General features: G+C 70.8%; 15 protein-coding genes. 5 read left to right on the forward strand and 10 right to left on the reverse strand.

All coding sequences use genetic code 11. From position 1 onward, the window contains the following. Positions 1 to 5 precede the first annotated feature (5 nt). The 5 genes from gatC to ACI2LP_RS09345 form a co-directional block, all read right to left on the reverse strand. On the reverse strand, positions 6 to 302 hold the full coding sequence (gatC, locus tag ACI2LP_RS09325; RefSeq protein WP_360881180.1) for an Asp-tRNA(Asn)/Glu-tRNA(Gln) amidotransferase subunit GatC: 297 nt from the start codon (positions 300 to 302) through the stop codon (positions 6 to 8). A gap of 187 nt (positions 303 to 489) precedes the next feature. After that, a complete protein-coding gene (locus tag ACI2LP_RS09330; RefSeq protein WP_404723911.1) occupies positions 490 to 2,604 on the reverse strand; it encodes a putative bifunctional diguanylate cyclase/phosphodiesterase in 2,115 nt (704 codons plus the stop codon). Positions 2,605 to 2,920: 316 nt separating this feature from the next. Next, entirely contained in the window at positions 2,921 to 5,104 is a 2,184-nt protein-coding gene (gene ligA / locus ACI2LP_RS09335) for an NAD-dependent DNA ligase LigA (protein WP_404723912.1), read from the reverse strand. A gap of 15 nt (positions 5,105 to 5,119) precedes the next feature. Further along, positions 5,120 to 6,115 (reverse strand): methionine synthase, encoded by a 996-nt coding sequence (locus ACI2LP_RS09340; RefSeq protein WP_404723913.1) that lies wholly within the window; start codon positions 6,113 to 6,115, stop codon positions 5,120 to 5,122. Beyond that, a complete protein-coding gene (locus tag ACI2LP_RS09345) occupies positions 6,112 to 6,801 on the reverse strand; it encodes an SDR family oxidoreductase (RefSeq protein WP_404723914.1) in 690 nt (229 codons plus the stop codon). The genes ACI2LP_RS09340 and ACI2LP_RS09345 overlap by 4 nt, the downstream gene beginning before the upstream one ends. A gap of 217 nt (positions 6,802 to 7,018) precedes the next feature. Here ACI2LP_RS09345 and ACI2LP_RS09350 point away from each other — a divergent pair, with 217 nt between their 5' ends. Next, the gene (locus ACI2LP_RS09350) at positions 7,019 to 7,357 is read left to right on the forward strand and encodes a DUF427 domain-containing protein (protein ID WP_404723915.1); all 339 of its coding nucleotides are present in this window, start codon (positions 7,019 to 7,021) and stop codon (positions 7,355 to 7,357) included. Between the two features lie 76 nt (positions 7,358 to 7,433). Next, positions 7,434 to 8,231, forward strand: a complete 798-nt coding sequence (locus tag ACI2LP_RS09355; RefSeq protein ID WP_404723916.1) for an alpha/beta fold hydrolase — start codon at positions 7,434 to 7,436, stop codon at positions 8,229 to 8,231. 44 nt (positions 8,232 to 8,275) lie between these two features. Here the strand turns inward: ACI2LP_RS09355 and mnmA are convergent, their stop codons facing one another. Beyond that, the gene (gene mnmA / locus ACI2LP_RS09360; RefSeq protein ID WP_404723917.1) at positions 8,276 to 9,403 is read right to left on the reverse strand and encodes a tRNA 2-thiouridine(34) synthase MnmA; all 1,128 of its coding nucleotides are present in this window, start codon (positions 9,401 to 9,403) and stop codon (positions 8,276 to 8,278) included. A 61-nt stretch (positions 9,404 to 9,464) separates the two neighbouring features. Between mnmA and ACI2LP_RS09365 the strand changes: the two genes are divergently transcribed. After that, entirely contained in the window at positions 9,465 to 10,148 is a 684-nt protein-coding gene (locus ACI2LP_RS09365) for an N-acetylmuramoyl-L-alanine amidase (protein ID WP_404723918.1), read from the forward strand. A gap of 63 nt (positions 10,149 to 10,211) precedes the next feature. On the opposite strand, the gene ACI2LP_RS09370 is transcribed toward ACI2LP_RS09365, so the two are convergent. From ACI2LP_RS09370 to ACI2LP_RS09380, 3 genes are all read right to left on the reverse strand, one after another. After that, complete coding sequence (locus tag ACI2LP_RS09370; RefSeq protein WP_404723919.1) at positions 10,212 to 11,375, reverse strand: cysteine desulfurase family protein; 1,164 nt, start codon at positions 11,373 to 11,375, stop codon at positions 10,212 to 10,214. 153 nt (positions 11,376 to 11,528) lie between these two features. Beyond that, entirely contained in the window at positions 11,529 to 11,909 is a 381-nt protein-coding gene (locus tag ACI2LP_RS09375; protein ID WP_404723920.1) for a hypothetical protein, read from the reverse strand. Between the two features lie 21 nt (positions 11,910 to 11,930). Then, the gene (locus ACI2LP_RS09380) at positions 11,931 to 12,083 is read right to left on the reverse strand and encodes a hypothetical protein (RefSeq protein WP_360881202.1); all 153 of its coding nucleotides are present in this window, start codon (positions 12,081 to 12,083) and stop codon (positions 11,931 to 11,933) included. A gap of 103 nt (positions 12,084 to 12,186) precedes the next feature. Here ACI2LP_RS09380 and ACI2LP_RS09385 point away from each other — a divergent pair, with 103 nt between their 5' ends. Continuing rightward, positions 12,187 to 12,801, forward strand: a complete 615-nt coding sequence (locus tag ACI2LP_RS09385; protein ID WP_404723921.1) for a TetR family transcriptional regulator — start codon at positions 12,187 to 12,189, stop codon at positions 12,799 to 12,801. On the opposite strand, the gene ACI2LP_RS09390 is transcribed toward ACI2LP_RS09385, so the two are convergent. Then, complete coding sequence (locus ACI2LP_RS09390) at positions 12,770 to 13,855, reverse strand: helix-turn-helix transcriptional regulator (RefSeq protein ID WP_404723922.1); 1,086 nt, start codon at positions 13,853 to 13,855, stop codon at positions 12,770 to 12,772. The genes ACI2LP_RS09385 and ACI2LP_RS09390 overlap by 32 nt on opposite strands. A 100-nt stretch (positions 13,856 to 13,955) precedes the next feature. On the opposite strand from ACI2LP_RS09390, the gene ACI2LP_RS09395 reads away from it, so the two are divergent. Next, positions 13,956 to 14,546, forward strand: a complete 591-nt coding sequence (locus ACI2LP_RS09395) for a TIGR03086 family metal-binding protein (protein ID WP_404723923.1) — start codon at positions 13,956 to 13,958, stop codon at positions 14,544 to 14,546. Positions 14,547 to 14,707 lie beyond the last annotated feature (161 nt).

The raw sequence follows: 14,707 nt of genomic DNA on the forward strand, positions 1-14,707 counted from the left end.
GGTGATTAGTCCTCCCCCAGGATCTGCGGCACCTTGAAACGCTGCTGCTCCTGGGCCGGGGCGCAGGAGAGCGCCTGCTCGGGGGTGAGCGACGGACGGACCTCGTCCGCGCGCATGACATTGGTCAGCGGCAGCGGGTGCGAGGTCGGGGGTACGTCTTGGTCGGCGACCTCGGATACGCGGGCGACCGCGCCGATGATGTCGTCGAGCTGTCCGGCGAAGTGGTCGAGCTCGTCGCCGGACAGCTCCAGACGCGCCAGCCGGGCGAGGTGGGCGACCTCCTCGCGCGTAATGCCAGGCATGCAGCGATCCTCAGGGGTGAGTGTGTGTGTTTGGCCCCAATCCTATGGGGCGCGGGGCCCTGCCCACGAAACGGTTATGAGACCGGGCCCTGCCCCCGGCATCAAACCGGCCCTGCACCGGCTTCCGACCCGGCCCCGGACCGGCATCAAACCGGGCCCTTCGCCGGCTTCCGTGGTGCCCGCAGCGTCAGGGAACGACCTGGCTGGACGGCTCGTCCGCGTCCGACGCGGCGGCCAGCTCGGCCGGGCGGTGCCAGCCGCGCTCGCCCCTGGCCCGCAGCCATGCCGTGGTCTCCTGCGGCGGCATCGCGGCCGCGACCAGCCAGCCCTGTACGGCGTCGCAGCCCAGATCACGCAGCCGCTCCCAGGTCTCGTCGTCCTCGACACCCTCGGCGACCACCATCAGGCCGAGCGAGTGCGCCAGGTCGACGGTGCAGCGGACGATCTCCGCGTCCTCGGTGTCGACGGCCAGCCGGGCCACGAAGGAACGGTCGATCTTGAGCTCGCTGACCGGAAGACGGCGCAGATGCACCAGGGAGGAGTACCCGGTGCCGAAGTCGTCCAGCGACATCTTCACGCCGTGGTCGGTCAGCCCGGCGAGGGTGTCGGCGGCCCGCTGCGGGTCCTCGAGCAGCACGTGTTCCGTTATCTCCAGCTGGAGGGAGCCCGCCGGGACGCCGTGCCGGGCGAGGCGGGCGGCGACGGATCCGGCAAAGCCGGGGGTGTGGACGTCGCGGGGCGAGACATTCACGGCGACCGGCACGTTCAGGCCCTGCGCACGCCACTTCGCCACCTGGGCGAGGGCCGTGTCGAGCACGTACTCCGTCAGATGCGGCATCAGACCGGAGGACTCGGCGATGGCGATGAACTCGTCCGGGGGGACCCGACCGCGTTCCGGGTGCACCCAGCGGACCAGCGCCTCGAGTCCCGCGACATGACCGTCGAAGCGCACCTTGGGCTGGTAGTGGAGCTCCACGTCGCCGGCGTCCAGAGCCCGGCGCAGATCGCCGAGCAGGCCGAGCCGGTCTGGGGTGTTGCTGTCCCGCTTGGACTCGTACACCTCCACGCCCGTACGGTCCCGCTTCGCCTGGTACATCGCGACGTCCGCGCGCCGCAGCAGCCCCTCCGCGTCCAGCGCGTGCTCGGGGAAGACGGCGACGCCGGCGCTCGCCTCCAGGACGAGCGTGAGCCCGTCGAGGTCGAGGGGCGAGGAGAGCTCGGCCACCAGATGCCGGGCGACGCGCTGGGCGCTGGTGGTGGAGTCCGCGGTCGGGAGCAGTACGGCGAACTCGTCGCCGCCGAGCCTGGCCGCCTCCGCGCCGCGCGGCAGCGCGAGTCGCAGCCGGTCGGCTATCTGCAACAGCAGCCGGTCGCCCGCGAGATGGCCGAGCGTGTCATTGACGGAACGGAAGCGGTCGAGGTCGATCAGTACGAGAGCCGAACGCGCACCGCTGCCCTCCGCGTCCTCCAGGGCCGACCAGGTCCGCTCAAGGAGCCACTGCCGGTTCGGCAGCCCGGTCAGCGGGTCGCGCAGCTGCTCCTCGGCTCTGGCCCGGGCGATCCACAGCGTGGAGTCCAGCGCGATCAGCGGCACGGCGAACAGCGGCAGCATCAGTGGCAGGGCGACCGCGACAACGCAGATCAGCGGGGCGATACCGAGCAGAGCGACCGCGACGAGACCCTGCCTGAGCAGGGCTGTACGGGCGACGGTGGGCAGGCCCCCGCCCTGCGGCGCCAGCACATACCACAGCAGCAGCCGGGTCACCGCGAGATAGGAGGTGGCCGCCAGCACGACTCCCGGTGCGGCCGCGATACTCCATTCGAGTGGCGACCAGGGCTCCTCGACGCTCGGCTCCACCGAGAAGACGGCCAGGACGAGGGCGGCGGCGCCGATGCCGATGATGTCCACGGAGCCGTGCAACACGCCCTGGCGCCAGCGGTGTCGGCGGGCCGCGCCGACGAGGGCCACGACGGCCAGGCTGACCAGTCCGGCAGGTACCCAGCCGAAGAGCAGCAGGACGGCGAGGGTCAGGGCGGCGCCGGAGCCGGTGCCACCCCACCAGCGGTCCCGGCCGAGCGCGACCAGATGCCCGACGATGATCCCGGTGAGGACGGCGAGCGACCAGCCCACCGTGGCGCCGGGAAACAGCGCCTGGCCTTCCTTGAGTGTGCTGACGACGCCAAGGGTGAGCAGGACGGCGGCACATACGACGGCGGCGACGGGCAGACCCGGCGTCAGGCCGGCAAGGGCCGCGAATCCACGCGGCCGTGAGACCGTGGCGGTGCTCTCGGTCGGTTTCATTCCCGTCCCTCTCACAGCCGGCGGTGCCGATGCCTCGCGATGGCCCTCGTTGTCATGCCACCACGACTGAAATCCCACCACGCAGCCGTGCACGACAGGCGCACATCTCAACAGTAGGCCGCAGGGGGCTCGGACGGGCAGCGCTCTACAGCTCTTGCCCGAATGCGACCCGGCCACCCTTATCCATCTGGTATGCGCTGAACGGGTGACCTGTACCGGTCGTTCGAGGGCCGAAACCCGCGTCTGGTTCCCGTCCCGTGCGCCCCCTCCGGCTCCCCGTACGAGCCCCTCCCAAGCCCCGCGCACGCCCCCTCCGTTACGCCTCTGCAGGCACAGCGGCCTCACGTGCCGCATCCGGGCCCTGTTCGAGGAGTACGACGAAGCCGTCCTCGTCCAGAACCGGCACCTTCAGCTGCATCGCCTTGTCGTACTTGGAACCGGGGTTGTCCCCGACCACGACAAAGGCCGTTTTCTTCGAAACGGAACCGGCCACTTTTGCTCCGAGGCTCTGGAGGGCTTCTTTTGCGCCATCCCTGGTGTAGTTCTCCAGGGTGCCGGTGACGACGACGGTGAGTCCTTCCAGCGGCCGCGGCCCCTCGTCCTCGCCCGCGCCCTCTTCCTCCATACGCACGCCCGCAGCCCGCCACTTGCGCAGGATCTCGCGGTGCCAGTCCTCCGCGAACCACTGCTTGACCGAGGCCGCGATGATGTCGCCCACTCCGTCGACCGCCGCCAGCTCCTCCTCGGTGGCCTGCTCGATCCGATCGATCGACCGGAACTCCCGGGCCAGCGCCTCGGCCGCGACCGGGCCGACATGACGGATGGAAAGGCCCGTGATGATCCGGGCCAGCGGTCGCTCCTTGGCCGCCGCGATGTTCTCCAGCATCGCCAGGGCGTTCTTCTTCGGCTCGCCCTCCTTGTTGGCGAAGACCCTCGCGACCTTCTCCTCACCGGTCTTCGGGTCGCGCTTGGGCAGTCCGCTGTCCTGGTCCAGGACATACGCCTCGATGGGCAGCAGCTGCTCGATGGTGAGGTCGAACAGATCGCCCTCGTCGGTCAGCGGCGGCGTCGCCGGCTCCAGCGGCTTGGTGAGCGCGGCCGCCGCCACATAGCCGAAGTTCTCGATGTCCAGCGACTTGCGGCCGGCCAGATAGAAGAGACGTTCACGCAACTGGGCGGGGCAGGAGCGGGCGTTGGGGCAGCGCAGATCGACGTCGCCCTCCTTCATCGGCCGCAGCGCCGTCCCGCACTCGGGGCACTCGGACGGCATCACGAACTCCCGCTCGCTGCCGTCCCGCAGATCCACGACCGGACCGAGGATTTCCGGAATGACGTCGCCGGCCTTGCGCAGCACCACCGTGTCGCCGATCAGGACGCCCTTGGCCTTGACCACGTCCTGGTTGTGCAGGGTGGCGAACTCGACCTCGGAGCCCGCGACCGTGACCGGCTCGACCTGCGCATACGGTGTGACGCGCCCGGTGCGGCCGACGCCCACGCGGATGTTGACCAGCTTGGTGTTGACCTCCTCCGGGGCGTACTTCCACGCGATCGCCCAGCGCGGTGCGCGCGAGGTGGAGCCGAGCCGCCCCTGGAGCGGAATCTCGTCGAGCTTGACGACCACACCGTCGATCTCGTGCTCCACCGAGTGGCGGTTCTCGCCGAAGTAGGCGATGAACTCCCGTACAGCCTCCAGCGAGTCCACGACCTTGTTGTGCCGGGCGGTGGGCAGGCCCCACTCGCGCAGCAGGTCGTAGGCCGCCGACAGGCGCTCGATGTCGAAACCCGCGCGCGCACCGATGCCGTGCACGACCATGCGCAGCGGGCGGGTCGCCGTGACCCTCGGGTCCTTCTGGCGCAGCGAACCCGCCGCGGCGTTGCGCGGGTTGGCGAAGGGCTTGTCACCGGCCTCGACCAGGCGGGCGTTGAGCTCCTCGAACTTCTCCATCGGGAAGTAGACCTCGCCGCGGATCTCCACGAGATCCGGGATGCGGTCACCCTGCAGCCTGTCCGGGATGTCCGCGATCGTGCGGACATTGGGGGTGATGTCCTCGCCGACGCGGCCGTCGCCCCGGGTCGCCGCGCGGGTCAGCCGGCCCTTCTCGTACGTCAGGTTCACGGCGAGGCCGTCGACCTTGAGCTCGCACAGGAAGTGGTACTCCTGCGAGCCGAGGTCGCGCGCGATGCGCTCGGCCCAGGCGGTGAGCTCCGCCTCGTCGAAGGCGTTGTCGAGGGAGAGCATCCGCTCGCGGTGCTCGACCGCGCCGAACTCCGTCTCGTACTGCCCGGCGACCTTCTGGGTCGGCGAGTCGGGCGTACGCAGCTCCGGATACGTGTCCTCCAGCGCCTCCAGCTCGCGCAGCAGCTTGTCGAACTCGGCGTCGCTGATGACCGGTTGGGCGTTCACGTAGTACCGGAAGCGGTGCTCTTCGACCTGCTCGGCCAGCTGGGCATGCTTCTCCCGTGCCTCGGCGGGCACAGACCCTTGCTGTTCGACAGCCACCGTCTCGTCCTCCCGTTACTCAGGGTTGTCTGCGAGCGATCTCGCGGCCCGGACGCAGTGGGCGAGCGCCGCGCGTGCGTACGCAGGCGAGGCACCCGCGAGGCCGCACGCCGGGGTGATCACGACGGACTCGGTGAGAGTCCCCGGATTCAGCCCCAACCTGCGCCACAGCGTCCTCACACCCATGACGCTACCGGCAGGGTCTGACAATGGAGCGTCGGTGGACGGCACGACGCCCGCGAACAGCTTGGTACCGCCCTCGACCGCCTCACCGATCTGTTCATCGTCACGTTCGGTGAGCAAGCCGAAATCGAACGAGACGCCCGCGGCCCCGGCCCGGCGCAGCAGCGCGAAGGGCACGTCCGGCGCGCAGGAGTGGACGACGACCGGATCGTCGCTCACGCCGATCACATCCCGCAGCGTTCCTTCGACGATCTGGCGGTCCACCGCCCGGTGCGTGCGATACCCGCTGGCGGTCCTGATCTGTCCGCGCAGTACGGCGGTGAGCGACGGCTCGTCGAGCTGCAGCACAACACGGGCGCCGGGCACCCGGCGGCGTACGTCCGCCAGATGTGACCGCAGCCCCTCCGCGAGCGAGCCCGCGAGATCCCGTACGGCACAGGGGTCGCCCAGCGCGGCCTCGCCGCCCCGCAGCTCCAGCGCGGCGGCGAGCGTCCAGGGCCCCACCGCCTGCACCTTCAGCGTGCCCTCGTACCCCTGGGTGAACTCCTCCAGCGCGTCGAGGTCCTCGCCGAGCCAGGAGTGGGCGCGCCGGGTGTCGCGCCCCGGCCGGTCGCTGATCCGCCAGCCGCTGGGCTCGACATGCGCGTACATCTCGACGAGCAGCCCGATGCTGCGCCCGATCATGTCGGCACCGGGCCCACGGGCGGGGAGCTCGGGCAGGTGGGGGAAGTCCTCGACGGAGCCGGCGACGGTCTTGGCGGCCTCGCGGGCGTCACCGCCGGGCATGGACCCGACGCCGGTGGCGGAGCCCCAGGGGAATGCGTTCATCGTCCCGGCCGCACCGTCAGGTCGTTGATCTCGGCATCCCGGGGCAGGTCCAGCGCCGTCAGGATCGTCGTGGCCACCGACTCCGGGTTGATCCAGCGGGACGCGTCGTACTCCTTGCCCTCCTGGGAGTGCACCTTGGCCTGCATGGGGCCGGCGGTGCGTCCCGGGTAGACCGAGGTCACGCGCACGCCGCCCGCGTGCTCCTCCTCGCGCAGCGAGTCGGCGAGCGCCTTGAGGCCGTGCTTGGAGGCGGCGTAAGCGCCCCATTCCGCATGGGCCTTGAGGCCCGCGCCCGAGTTGACGAACAGCACATGGCCCTGGGAGGCGCGCAGTTGGGGCAGGAAGAGCCGGGTCAGTTCGGCGGGCGAAATCAGGTTGGCGTTGAGCTGCTGGTGCCAGGTCCTGGGCCGCAGCTCGGCGATCGGGCCGAGGTCGACGATGCCCGCGATGTGCAGCAGGGAGTCGAGGTGGTCCGGCATCGGCTGCATGCCGAGCGACCGGGAGATGCGGTCGGGATCCGACAGGTCGGCGACGAGGGTACGGGCGCCCTCGTACTGTGCGGCGAGTTCCTTGGCGCGGCCGGCGTCGCGCGCCAGCAGGATCAGCTCGTCGCCGCGCTCGTGCAGACGACGCGTGAGGGCGGCGCCGATGCCGGAGCCTGCCCCGGTGATCAGATGTGTAGCCATAGGGGACATGCTCGCACTACTGCACTCCTGCGGACTCCTCCAGGTGGACGAGCGCCGAAACGCCGTCCTGGGCGAAGAACACCAGGTCAGTCAGTGCCAGCGGCAGAGAGCGTTCATGAGGCCACCGTACGGTCCACGTACGGCACAGCAGGTACACAGCAGGTACGACGGAGGCGGGCCGGGAACAACACACGCGCCCGCCGACGCTGTGACTGCCATGACACAGACACGCGGTGGACATCGCATCACGGTGGAGCCGGGCACGACCCATGTGCGCGTCGTGCGCGACGGACAGGTGCTGGCGGAGAGCAGGCGGCCCCTGCTGCTGCGCGAAACGGGCCTGCCGGTCCGATACTACCTCCCGCCCGAGGACGTACGCACCGAACTGCTCACCCCTTCCGAGCACCACACCCACTGTCCCTTCAAGGGCGATGCCTCCTACTGGTCCCTGCCGGACGCACCCGATCTGGTCTGGGCCTACCTCGAACCGATCGACGATGTTGCCGAGATCAAGGGGCACTTCTGCTTCTACGACACCGAGGTCGTTCAGGACTGACCGCGGGTCGAGGACTGACGGAAAGAATCTCGTGCCGGGGCGATGAGTTCCGCGCCGAGCGGCGGTCAGCACTCTTATGGACAACACGAACAGGGCACTGAACAAGGCGAAGTCGAGTGACGGCACGGTCATCGCGTACGAGCAGCAGGGCGACGGGCCGCCGGTGGTTCTGGTCGGCGGTGCGCTGTGCACCGCCGCGAGCGATGCGCCGCTGGCCGGGCTCCTCGCCTCGGCCTTCAACGTGTTCACCTACGACCGGCGCGGCCGTGGCGCGAGCGGTGACACCGCTCCGTACGCCGTGGAGCGCGAGATCGACGATCTCGCCGCCGTCATCGCCGCGGCCGGCGGCAGTGCCTCGGTGCACGGCATGTCGTCGGGTGCGGCGCTCGCCCTGAAGGCGGCCGCCGCCGGGCTGCCGATCATCCAGTTCTCGGTGTACGAACCGCCGTTCACGACCGACCCGGCGGCCCATGAAGGACGCGCCGGCCGGACAGCACGACTGCGTGAGCTGGTGCAGGAAGGGCGGCCCGGCGATGCACTCGCGCTCTTCCTGGCGGGGACCGGAATGCCGCCGGAGGCGGTCGAAGGGATGCGGCAGACGCCGATGTGGGCCGGGCTGGAAGCGGTGGCGCACACCCTCCCCTACGACCACGAGGTGATGGGCGACGGCCGGGTGCCGGTCGAGCAGCTGCGTACGATCGCCCAGCGCGTGATGGTCGTGGACGGCGGCGCGAGCCCGGACTGGCTGCGGGACGCGGCCGGCGCGGTGTCGGAGTGCCTGCCGCACGGCCGGCATCACACGCTCACCGGCCAGACGCACGAGGTGGCGCCGCACGTGCTGGCCCCGCTGCTGAGCGAGTTCTTCACGGAATAGCGACGAGCGCCTGGTGGGTGCGGCAAGATCGGCCGGACAGGGGCCTAGGCGGCAGACACAGCCGCACGCTCGGTGGTCGCGATCGTCGCCGAGCCGACCACCCGCGTGCCGTCGTACAGCACGATCGCCTGGCCGGGTGCCACACCCCGGACCGGCTCGTCGAAGGAGACCTGGAGCTCGTCGCCGACCAGCTCGGCGGTCACCGGCGTCTCGCCGCCGTGGGCGCGCAGCTGTGCGGTGTACGTACCCGGGCCGGCCGGAGCCGTCCCGCACCAGCGGGGCTTGATCGCCGTCAGGCCCGTGACGTCCAGCGCCTCGACCGGGCCGACCGTCACCGTGTTGTTCACCGGCGAGATGTCCAGGACGTAGCGCGGCTTGCCGTCAGGGGCGGGGTGGCCGATGCGCAGACCTTTGCGCTGGCCGATGGTGAAGCCGAAGGCCCCGTCGTGCGTGCCCAGCTTCGCGCCCGACTCGTCGACGATGTCACCCTCCGCCGTGCCCAGGCGGCTCGCGAGGAAGCCCTGGGTGTCGCCGTCCGCGATGAAGCAGATGTCGTGGCTGTCGGGCTTCTTCGCGACCGCGAGGCCCCTGCGCTCGGCCTCCGCCCGGATCTCGCCCTTGGTGGTGAGGGTGTCGCCGAGCGGGAACATGGCGTGCGCCAGCTGTCGCTCGTCGAGCACGCCGAGGACATACGACTGGTCCTTGGCCATGTCGGACGCCCGGTGCAGCTCGCGCGAGCTGTCCTCGCGGACGATCACCGTCGCGTAGTGACCGGTGCACACTGCGTCGAAGCCCAGCGCGAGCGCCTTGTCCAGGAGCGCGGCGAACTTGATCTTCTCGTTGCAGCGCAGACAGGGATTGGGCGTGCGGCCCGCCTCGTACTCCGCGATGAAGTCCTCGACCACGTCCTCGCGGAAGCGCTCGGCGAGATCCCACACATAGAACGGGATGCCGATGACGTCCGCGGCGCGGCGGGCGTCGCGCGAGTCCTCGATGGTGCAGCAGCCGCGCGCGCCCGTACGGAACGACTGCGGGTTCGCGGAGAGCGCGAGGTGCACACCGGTGACATCGTGTCCGGCCTCGGCGGCCCGGGCTGCGGCGACGGCGGAGTCCACGCCGCCCGACATGGCGGCGAGTACTCGGAGGGGGTGCTGGGGAGTCTGAGGAGTCATAGCTCTACCAGGGTAAGGGGCCCGGGGAACCGAAAGCTCGCGAGTATGCGTTGTGGATCGCATGGGGAGCGAATCGAAGCGCGGGGGCGGGCGGAGGCCGAGCAGGCGTGCCGTGCTGATCGGCGGCGGGGCCGTGGTGCTCGGTACCGGTGCGCTGCTGCAGGACGAGCTGAGACGTGCCTGGTGGCGGCTGCCGGGGATGGCGAAGCCGCGCAAGGAGGGTGAGCTCGACTACCCGGGCGCCGAGTGGACGGCGGCTTCCCGGGCGAACTGGCGGCTCGCGGACCGGCCGGACGACTATGTCATCGACCGCGTGGTCATCCATGTCGTCCAGGGCAGCTTTCTGACGGCGCTGAAGGTCTTCAAGGACCCGGGGCACGGGGCGGCGGCGCACTACGTCGTACGCAAGGACGGGCATGTGGCGCAGATGATCCGCGAGCTGGATGTGGCCTTCCACTCGGGGAACCGCTCGTTCAACGAACGCAGCATCGGCATAGAGCACGAGGGCTTCGTGGACCGGCCTGCCGACTTCACGGTCGCGATGTACAGCTCGTCGGCGCAGCTCACGGCAAGGATCTGTGCGCGGTACGACATCCCGGTGGATCGGGAGCACATCATCGGGCATGTGGAGGTGCCGGGGACGGACCACACGGATCCCGGTCCGCACTGGGACTGGAACCGGTATCTGGCGCTGGTGCGGAAGGCGCTGCCGAGGGCGCGCGAGATCGCGGGGCGCAGCGGCTGAGCCTGTCGTACGGAATCGGGCCGGGGCCCGCCGTACGGAACTGGCCGAGCCCCGGCGTACGGACTAGCTGAGTCCCGCCGTACGGGCCCGCTCCACCGCCGGGCCGATGGCCTCGGCGACCGCGTCCACGTCCGCCTTCGTGGAGGTGTGCCCGAGGCTGAAGCGCAGCGTGCCGCGCGCCAGATCAGGGTCGGTGCCGGTGGCCAGGAGGACATGGCTGGGCTGGGCGACTCCGGCGGTGCACGCGGAGCCGGTGGAGCACTCGATGCCCTGCGCGTCCAGGAGCAGCAGCAGCGAGTCGCCCTCGCAGCCGGGGAAGGTGAAGTGGGCGTTGGCGGGGAGGCGGTCGTCCGGGTCACCGCCTAGGATCGCGCCCGGGACCGCCGTACGCACTGCCTGGACGAGTTCGTCGCGCAGGGCGCCGATCTCGCGGGCGAACTCCTCGCGGCGCTCCGCGGCGATGCGGCCGGCCACGGCGAAGGAGGCGATCGCAGGGGCGTCCAGGGTGCCGGAGCGGACGTGGCGCTCCTGGCCGCCGCCGTGCAGGACGGGGACCGGGGTGTACTCGCGTCCGAGCAGCAGTGCGCCGATGCCGTACGGACCGCCGATCTTGTGCCCGGACACGGTCATCGCGGCCAGCCCCGACGCGGCGAAGTCGACATCGAGCTGACCGAAGGCCTGCACCGCGTCGGCGTGCAGGGGGACGTCGAACTCCCTTGCCACGGCGGACAGTTCGGCAACCGGCATCACGGTGCCGATCTCGTTGTTGGCCCACATCACCGTGGCGAGCGCGACATCGTCGGGGTTGCGCCCGATGGCTTCGCGCAGGGCCTCGGAATGCACCCGTCCGTACGCGTCGACCGGCAGATACTCGATCGTCGCGCCCTCGTGCTCGCCCAGCCAGTGAACGGCGTCGAGGACGGCGTGATGCTCGACGGGGCTGGCCAGAACCCGGGTCCTGGCCGGGTCGGCGTCGCGCCGCTGCCAGTACAGGCCCTTCACGGCGAGGTTGTCGGCCTCGGTGCCGCCGGAGGTGAAGACCACCTCGCTGGGCCGCGCGCCGAGCGCGTCCGCCAGGGCCTCGCGGGCCTCCTCGACCGCGCGGCGGGCCCGGCGCCCGGCCGCGTGCAGCGCGGAGGCGTTGCCGGTGACGGTGAGCTGCGCGGTCATCGCCTCGACGGCCTCCGGCAGCATGGGAGTGGTCGCAGCGTGGTCGAGGTATGCCATGGTGGCCACGATTCTACGAGGCCCGGCGGGGGCGCGGACTCGGCGCAGAGGGGCACGGGCGTGCGGGCGCCGATTTCCCCAGGGTTTCCCCGTCTTTCTCTGGCCTTCCCCGGTTTTCCCTGACCTTTGTGAGGCGTTCCCCCGGGTGCGGTGTCAGTCGCCGAGGCCCCAGACGACGGTTCCGTTCGCGCTGATCAGCACGGCGAGTACGGCCAGATCGGCGAGGCCGAGGGTGAGGCCGAGCAGGGCCCGGCCGCGGCGCGCGGTGCCGCGCCAGAGGGCGAGTCCCGCCAGCACGATGGCGATCGGGCCGAGCAGGATGTTCATCACAAGCAGACCGACGAGGCCGAGTACGAAGGCGGCGACGGCCATGCCGTCTGCGTCCCGGCGCAACGCGCGCCGGGTCTCGGGCTCGGTCTTGGAACGGTCCGCGGCACGGTCGGGGTCACGGTCGACGCCCCGGACGTCGGCGTCCCCGAGGGTGCTCTCCGTGCGTGTGGTGCGAGCGGCGCGTGCGATAGCGGTGAGTTGCATGGTGGTTCTGCTCCTTCCGGGTCAGTGGTGGCGTGCGCGACGCTCACGCACGGCGAAGACGAGCAGCCATGCGCCGATGACGGAGCACGCCACGATGGTTACGGAGACGGGAAGTTGGGCCACGGCGCCCAGCAGAATTCCCAGCAGGAGAAGCGCTGCGACGAGGGCGATCATCGTCTTCCTTTCGAATTCTCGGTGAACACTTGAGAGTACGACTGTTCACTGACTGTCGAGTCTACACTTCCTTTTTTGAGAGAACGGTTGTTTACTGAATGTCATGAGTCACACCCTCGGGATACGCCAGGCCCAGAAACAGAAGACCCGTCAGGCCCTCCTGGACGCCGCGCTGCAGCTGCTCGAGGAGCAGAGTCTGAGCAGCCTCGGACTGCGTGAGGTGACCCGGGCCGTGGGTGTGGCCCCGACGGCGTTCTACCGGCACTTCCGGGACACGGCCGACCTCGGCGTCGCACTCGTCGAGGAGGCGCTCGGCAGTCTGCACGCCACGATCGGCGAGGCGCTCGACGAGAACGGCGACGACGTACGCATCGACCGGACCGTCGGGCTCATCGCCGAGCTGGTGCGGACATCCCCCGCGCACGTCCGCTTCATCGCACGCGAGCGGTACGGCGGTGTGCAGCCTGTACGGGAGGCCATTGACGCCCAACTGCGGCGGTTCGCCGAGGAGGTGGCGGCGGCGTTCGCCGGGGAGCCGGAGGCGGCGGGGTGGAGCGAGGCGGATCTGATGATGCTGGCGGGGCTGTATGTGGACCACATGGTGGTGACCGCGTACACGTTCCTGGAGGCGGGTCCGGAGGGGGAGGAGCAGGTCGGTGCGCTGGCGCGGCGTCAACTGCGGCTGATCAGCCTCGGCCGCCGTCACTGGCTGGACTGACGGCACGCCCGCCGTCACTGGCAGGGCTGACGGCACGGTCACCTTCGCCTCCGCCGGCCGGACGGGGCACGCGGGCGCCGACATCGGCCGGACCGGGCCCGCGGTTGCCGTACAACTCGACGACCGCGGCCGCGGCTTGGGCCAGCTCCTCGCGGGCCTCGGGCGGCGAAAGCACCTCCACGCTCTCGCCGAACGCCAGCAGCGCGCGAGCCGCCATCGTCGACGGGAGGGCGAGCTCCACGTGCGCCCACTCCCCCGCCGGCACCGGCTCCGCGGCGAGTTGACTCGCCTGGATGCGCAGGAACAGGTCGAGCCGGTCCGCCCGCACCCGCGCGGTCACGCGTACCTCCGCGGGCCGGTCCTCGACCTGACGGCGCAGCACCTCCCAGACGTCCGCCAGCTCCTGCCCGGAGCGTCGGCGCACCGGGGCGTCGGTCAGGGTCGCGGCGAGCACCCGGTCGGCCCGGAACAGCCGGGGCGCGGCCCGGTGATCGGCGACCAGGTACCAGACGCCCGCCTTGACGACGAGCCCGTACGGATCGAGCGTGTACGTCCGCGGCTCGGTCGTGCCGCTGTGGCGGTAGCGCAGCCGCAGCCGCCGGTCGGTGAAGACCGCGGAGTTCAGCACGTCCAGATCCACGGCAGGCTGCGCCACGCGCATCCAGCGGGCCGGATCCACCAGGATCCGACGGCTCGTCAACTCGGCGGCGGGCCGGTGCGGTTCGGGCAGCGCTGCCATGACCTTGCGCAATGCCGAGCCCAGCGCGTCGTCGAGGCCGAGCGCGGAGTGCGCGCCCTGGGCCGCGAGCACGAACAGGGCGCGGGACTCGTCGGCGGTCAGTCCCGTGACGTCGGTACGGAATCCGGGCAGCAGCGCGATGCCGCCGTGCCGGCCGCGTTCGGCGTAGACGGGGACGCCGGAGGCGGAGAGTGACTCGATGTCGCGGTAGATGGTGCGTACGGAGACTTCGAGCCGCTCGGCGAGCTCGGCGGCGGGGACGAGACCGCGGGTCTGGAGCAGCAGCAGGATCGAGAGCAGCCGGTCTGATTTCACAGGTGTGAGGGTCTCCGGAAAACTTGACGGTGGGTGTCAGGTTATCCGTGCAGAGTGCGTGCCGTCAGCAAGACCGGGACATGAGGAGAAGACGGACACCATGAACGCCACGAACACCATGCAGGACCCCCGCCCCCTTTACGAGCGCGCAGCCGACCAGTTCGCGGGCCTGCTGAAGACCGTGACACAGGAGCGGCTGGGCGATCCGACGCCGTGTACGGAGTACGACGTACGGGCGCTGGTGTCCCATGTCGTCGGCGGTACGCACCGGATCGCGCACATCGGCGAGGGCGGCGACTGGATGTCGGTGCCGGCGCGGATGGACGGCGTCGCGGACGACGGCTGGAGCGCGGCGTACGAGGAGGCGAGGGCCCGCTTCACGGCGGCGTGGTCGCAGGACGCGAAGCTGGGCGGGCTGGTGGCGGTGCCGTGGGCGACGGCGCTGCCGGGGGCGGCGGCGGTCGGGGGCTATGTGATGGAGACGGTGACGCATACGTGGGATCTGTCTCAGGCGCTGGGGCATCCGCTGGCCCTGGACGAGGAGTTGGCGGAGGTGATCCTGCCGATCGCCCGGGAGGTCCTGCCGGCGGACAGCCGGGGGGAGGATGTGCCGTTCGGGGCGGTGCGGGAGGCGGGGCCGGGCGCGGATGCGTACGCGCGCTTGGCGGCGTGGCTGGGCCGCGAGGTCTGACCTCACTGGCCCGGGCGTACGGGGGCCCGGGCAAGGGGGTTCTTCTGGGGGGGGGCCCCCCCCCCCCCGGGGGGGGGGGGGGGGGGCCCCCCCCCCCCCCCCCGCCGCCGGCGCGGGGAGGGGACAACCAAAATAATCACACAAACCCCAACACAAACATA

It is taken from the genome of Streptomyces sp. NPDC019890, from assembly GCF_044903445.1.
GTDB lineage: Bacteria > Actinomycetota > Actinomycetes > Streptomycetales > Streptomycetaceae > Streptomyces.

Excerpts from the sequence above, each read along its gene's own strand:
- gatC (WP_360881180.1), bottom strand. The coding sequence starts at position 302 with ATGCCTGGCATTACGCGCGAGGAGGTCGCCCACCTCGCCCGGCTGGCG.
- ACI2LP_RS09330 (WP_404723911.1), bottom strand. The coding sequence starts at position 2,604 with ATGAAACCGACCGAGAGCACCGCCACGGTCTCACGGCCGCGTGGATTC.
- ACI2LP_RS09340 (WP_404723913.1), bottom strand. The coding sequence starts at position 6,115 with ATGAACGCATTCCCCTGGGGCTCCGCCACCGGCGTCGGGTCCATGCCC.
- ACI2LP_RS09345 (WP_404723914.1), bottom strand. The coding sequence starts at position 6,801 with ATGGCTACACATCTGATCACCGGGGCAGGCTCCGGCATCGGCGCCGCC.
- ACI2LP_RS09350 (WP_404723915.1), top strand. The coding sequence starts at position 7,019 with ATGACACAGACACGCGGTGGACATCGCATCACGGTGGAGCCGGGCACG.
- ACI2LP_RS09355 (WP_404723916.1), top strand. The coding sequence starts at position 7,434 with ATGGACAACACGAACAGGGCACTGAACAAGGCGAAGTCGAGTGACGGC.
- mnmA (WP_404723917.1), bottom strand. The coding sequence starts at position 9,403 with ATGACTCCTCAGACTCCCCAGCACCCCCTCCGAGTACTCGCCGCCATG.
- ACI2LP_RS09365 (WP_404723918.1), top strand. The coding sequence starts at position 9,465 with ATGGGGAGCGAATCGAAGCGCGGGGGCGGGCGGAGGCCGAGCAGGCGT.
- ACI2LP_RS09370 (WP_404723919.1), bottom strand. The coding sequence starts at position 11,375 with ATGGCATACCTCGACCACGCTGCGACCACTCCCATGCTGCCGGAGGCC.
- ACI2LP_RS09375 (WP_404723920.1), bottom strand. The coding sequence starts at position 11,909 with ATGCAACTCACCGCTATCGCACGCGCCGCTCGCACCACACGCACGGAG.
- ACI2LP_RS09380 (WP_360881202.1), bottom strand. The coding sequence starts at position 12,083 with ATGATCGCCCTCGTCGCAGCGCTTCTCCTGCTGGGAATTCTGCTGGGC.
- ACI2LP_RS09385 (WP_404723921.1), top strand. The coding sequence starts at position 12,187 with ATGAGTCACACCCTCGGGATACGCCAGGCCCAGAAACAGAAGACCCGT.
- ACI2LP_RS09395 (WP_404723923.1), top strand. The coding sequence starts at position 13,956 with ATGAACGCCACGAACACCATGCAGGACCCCCGCCCCCTTTACGAGCGC.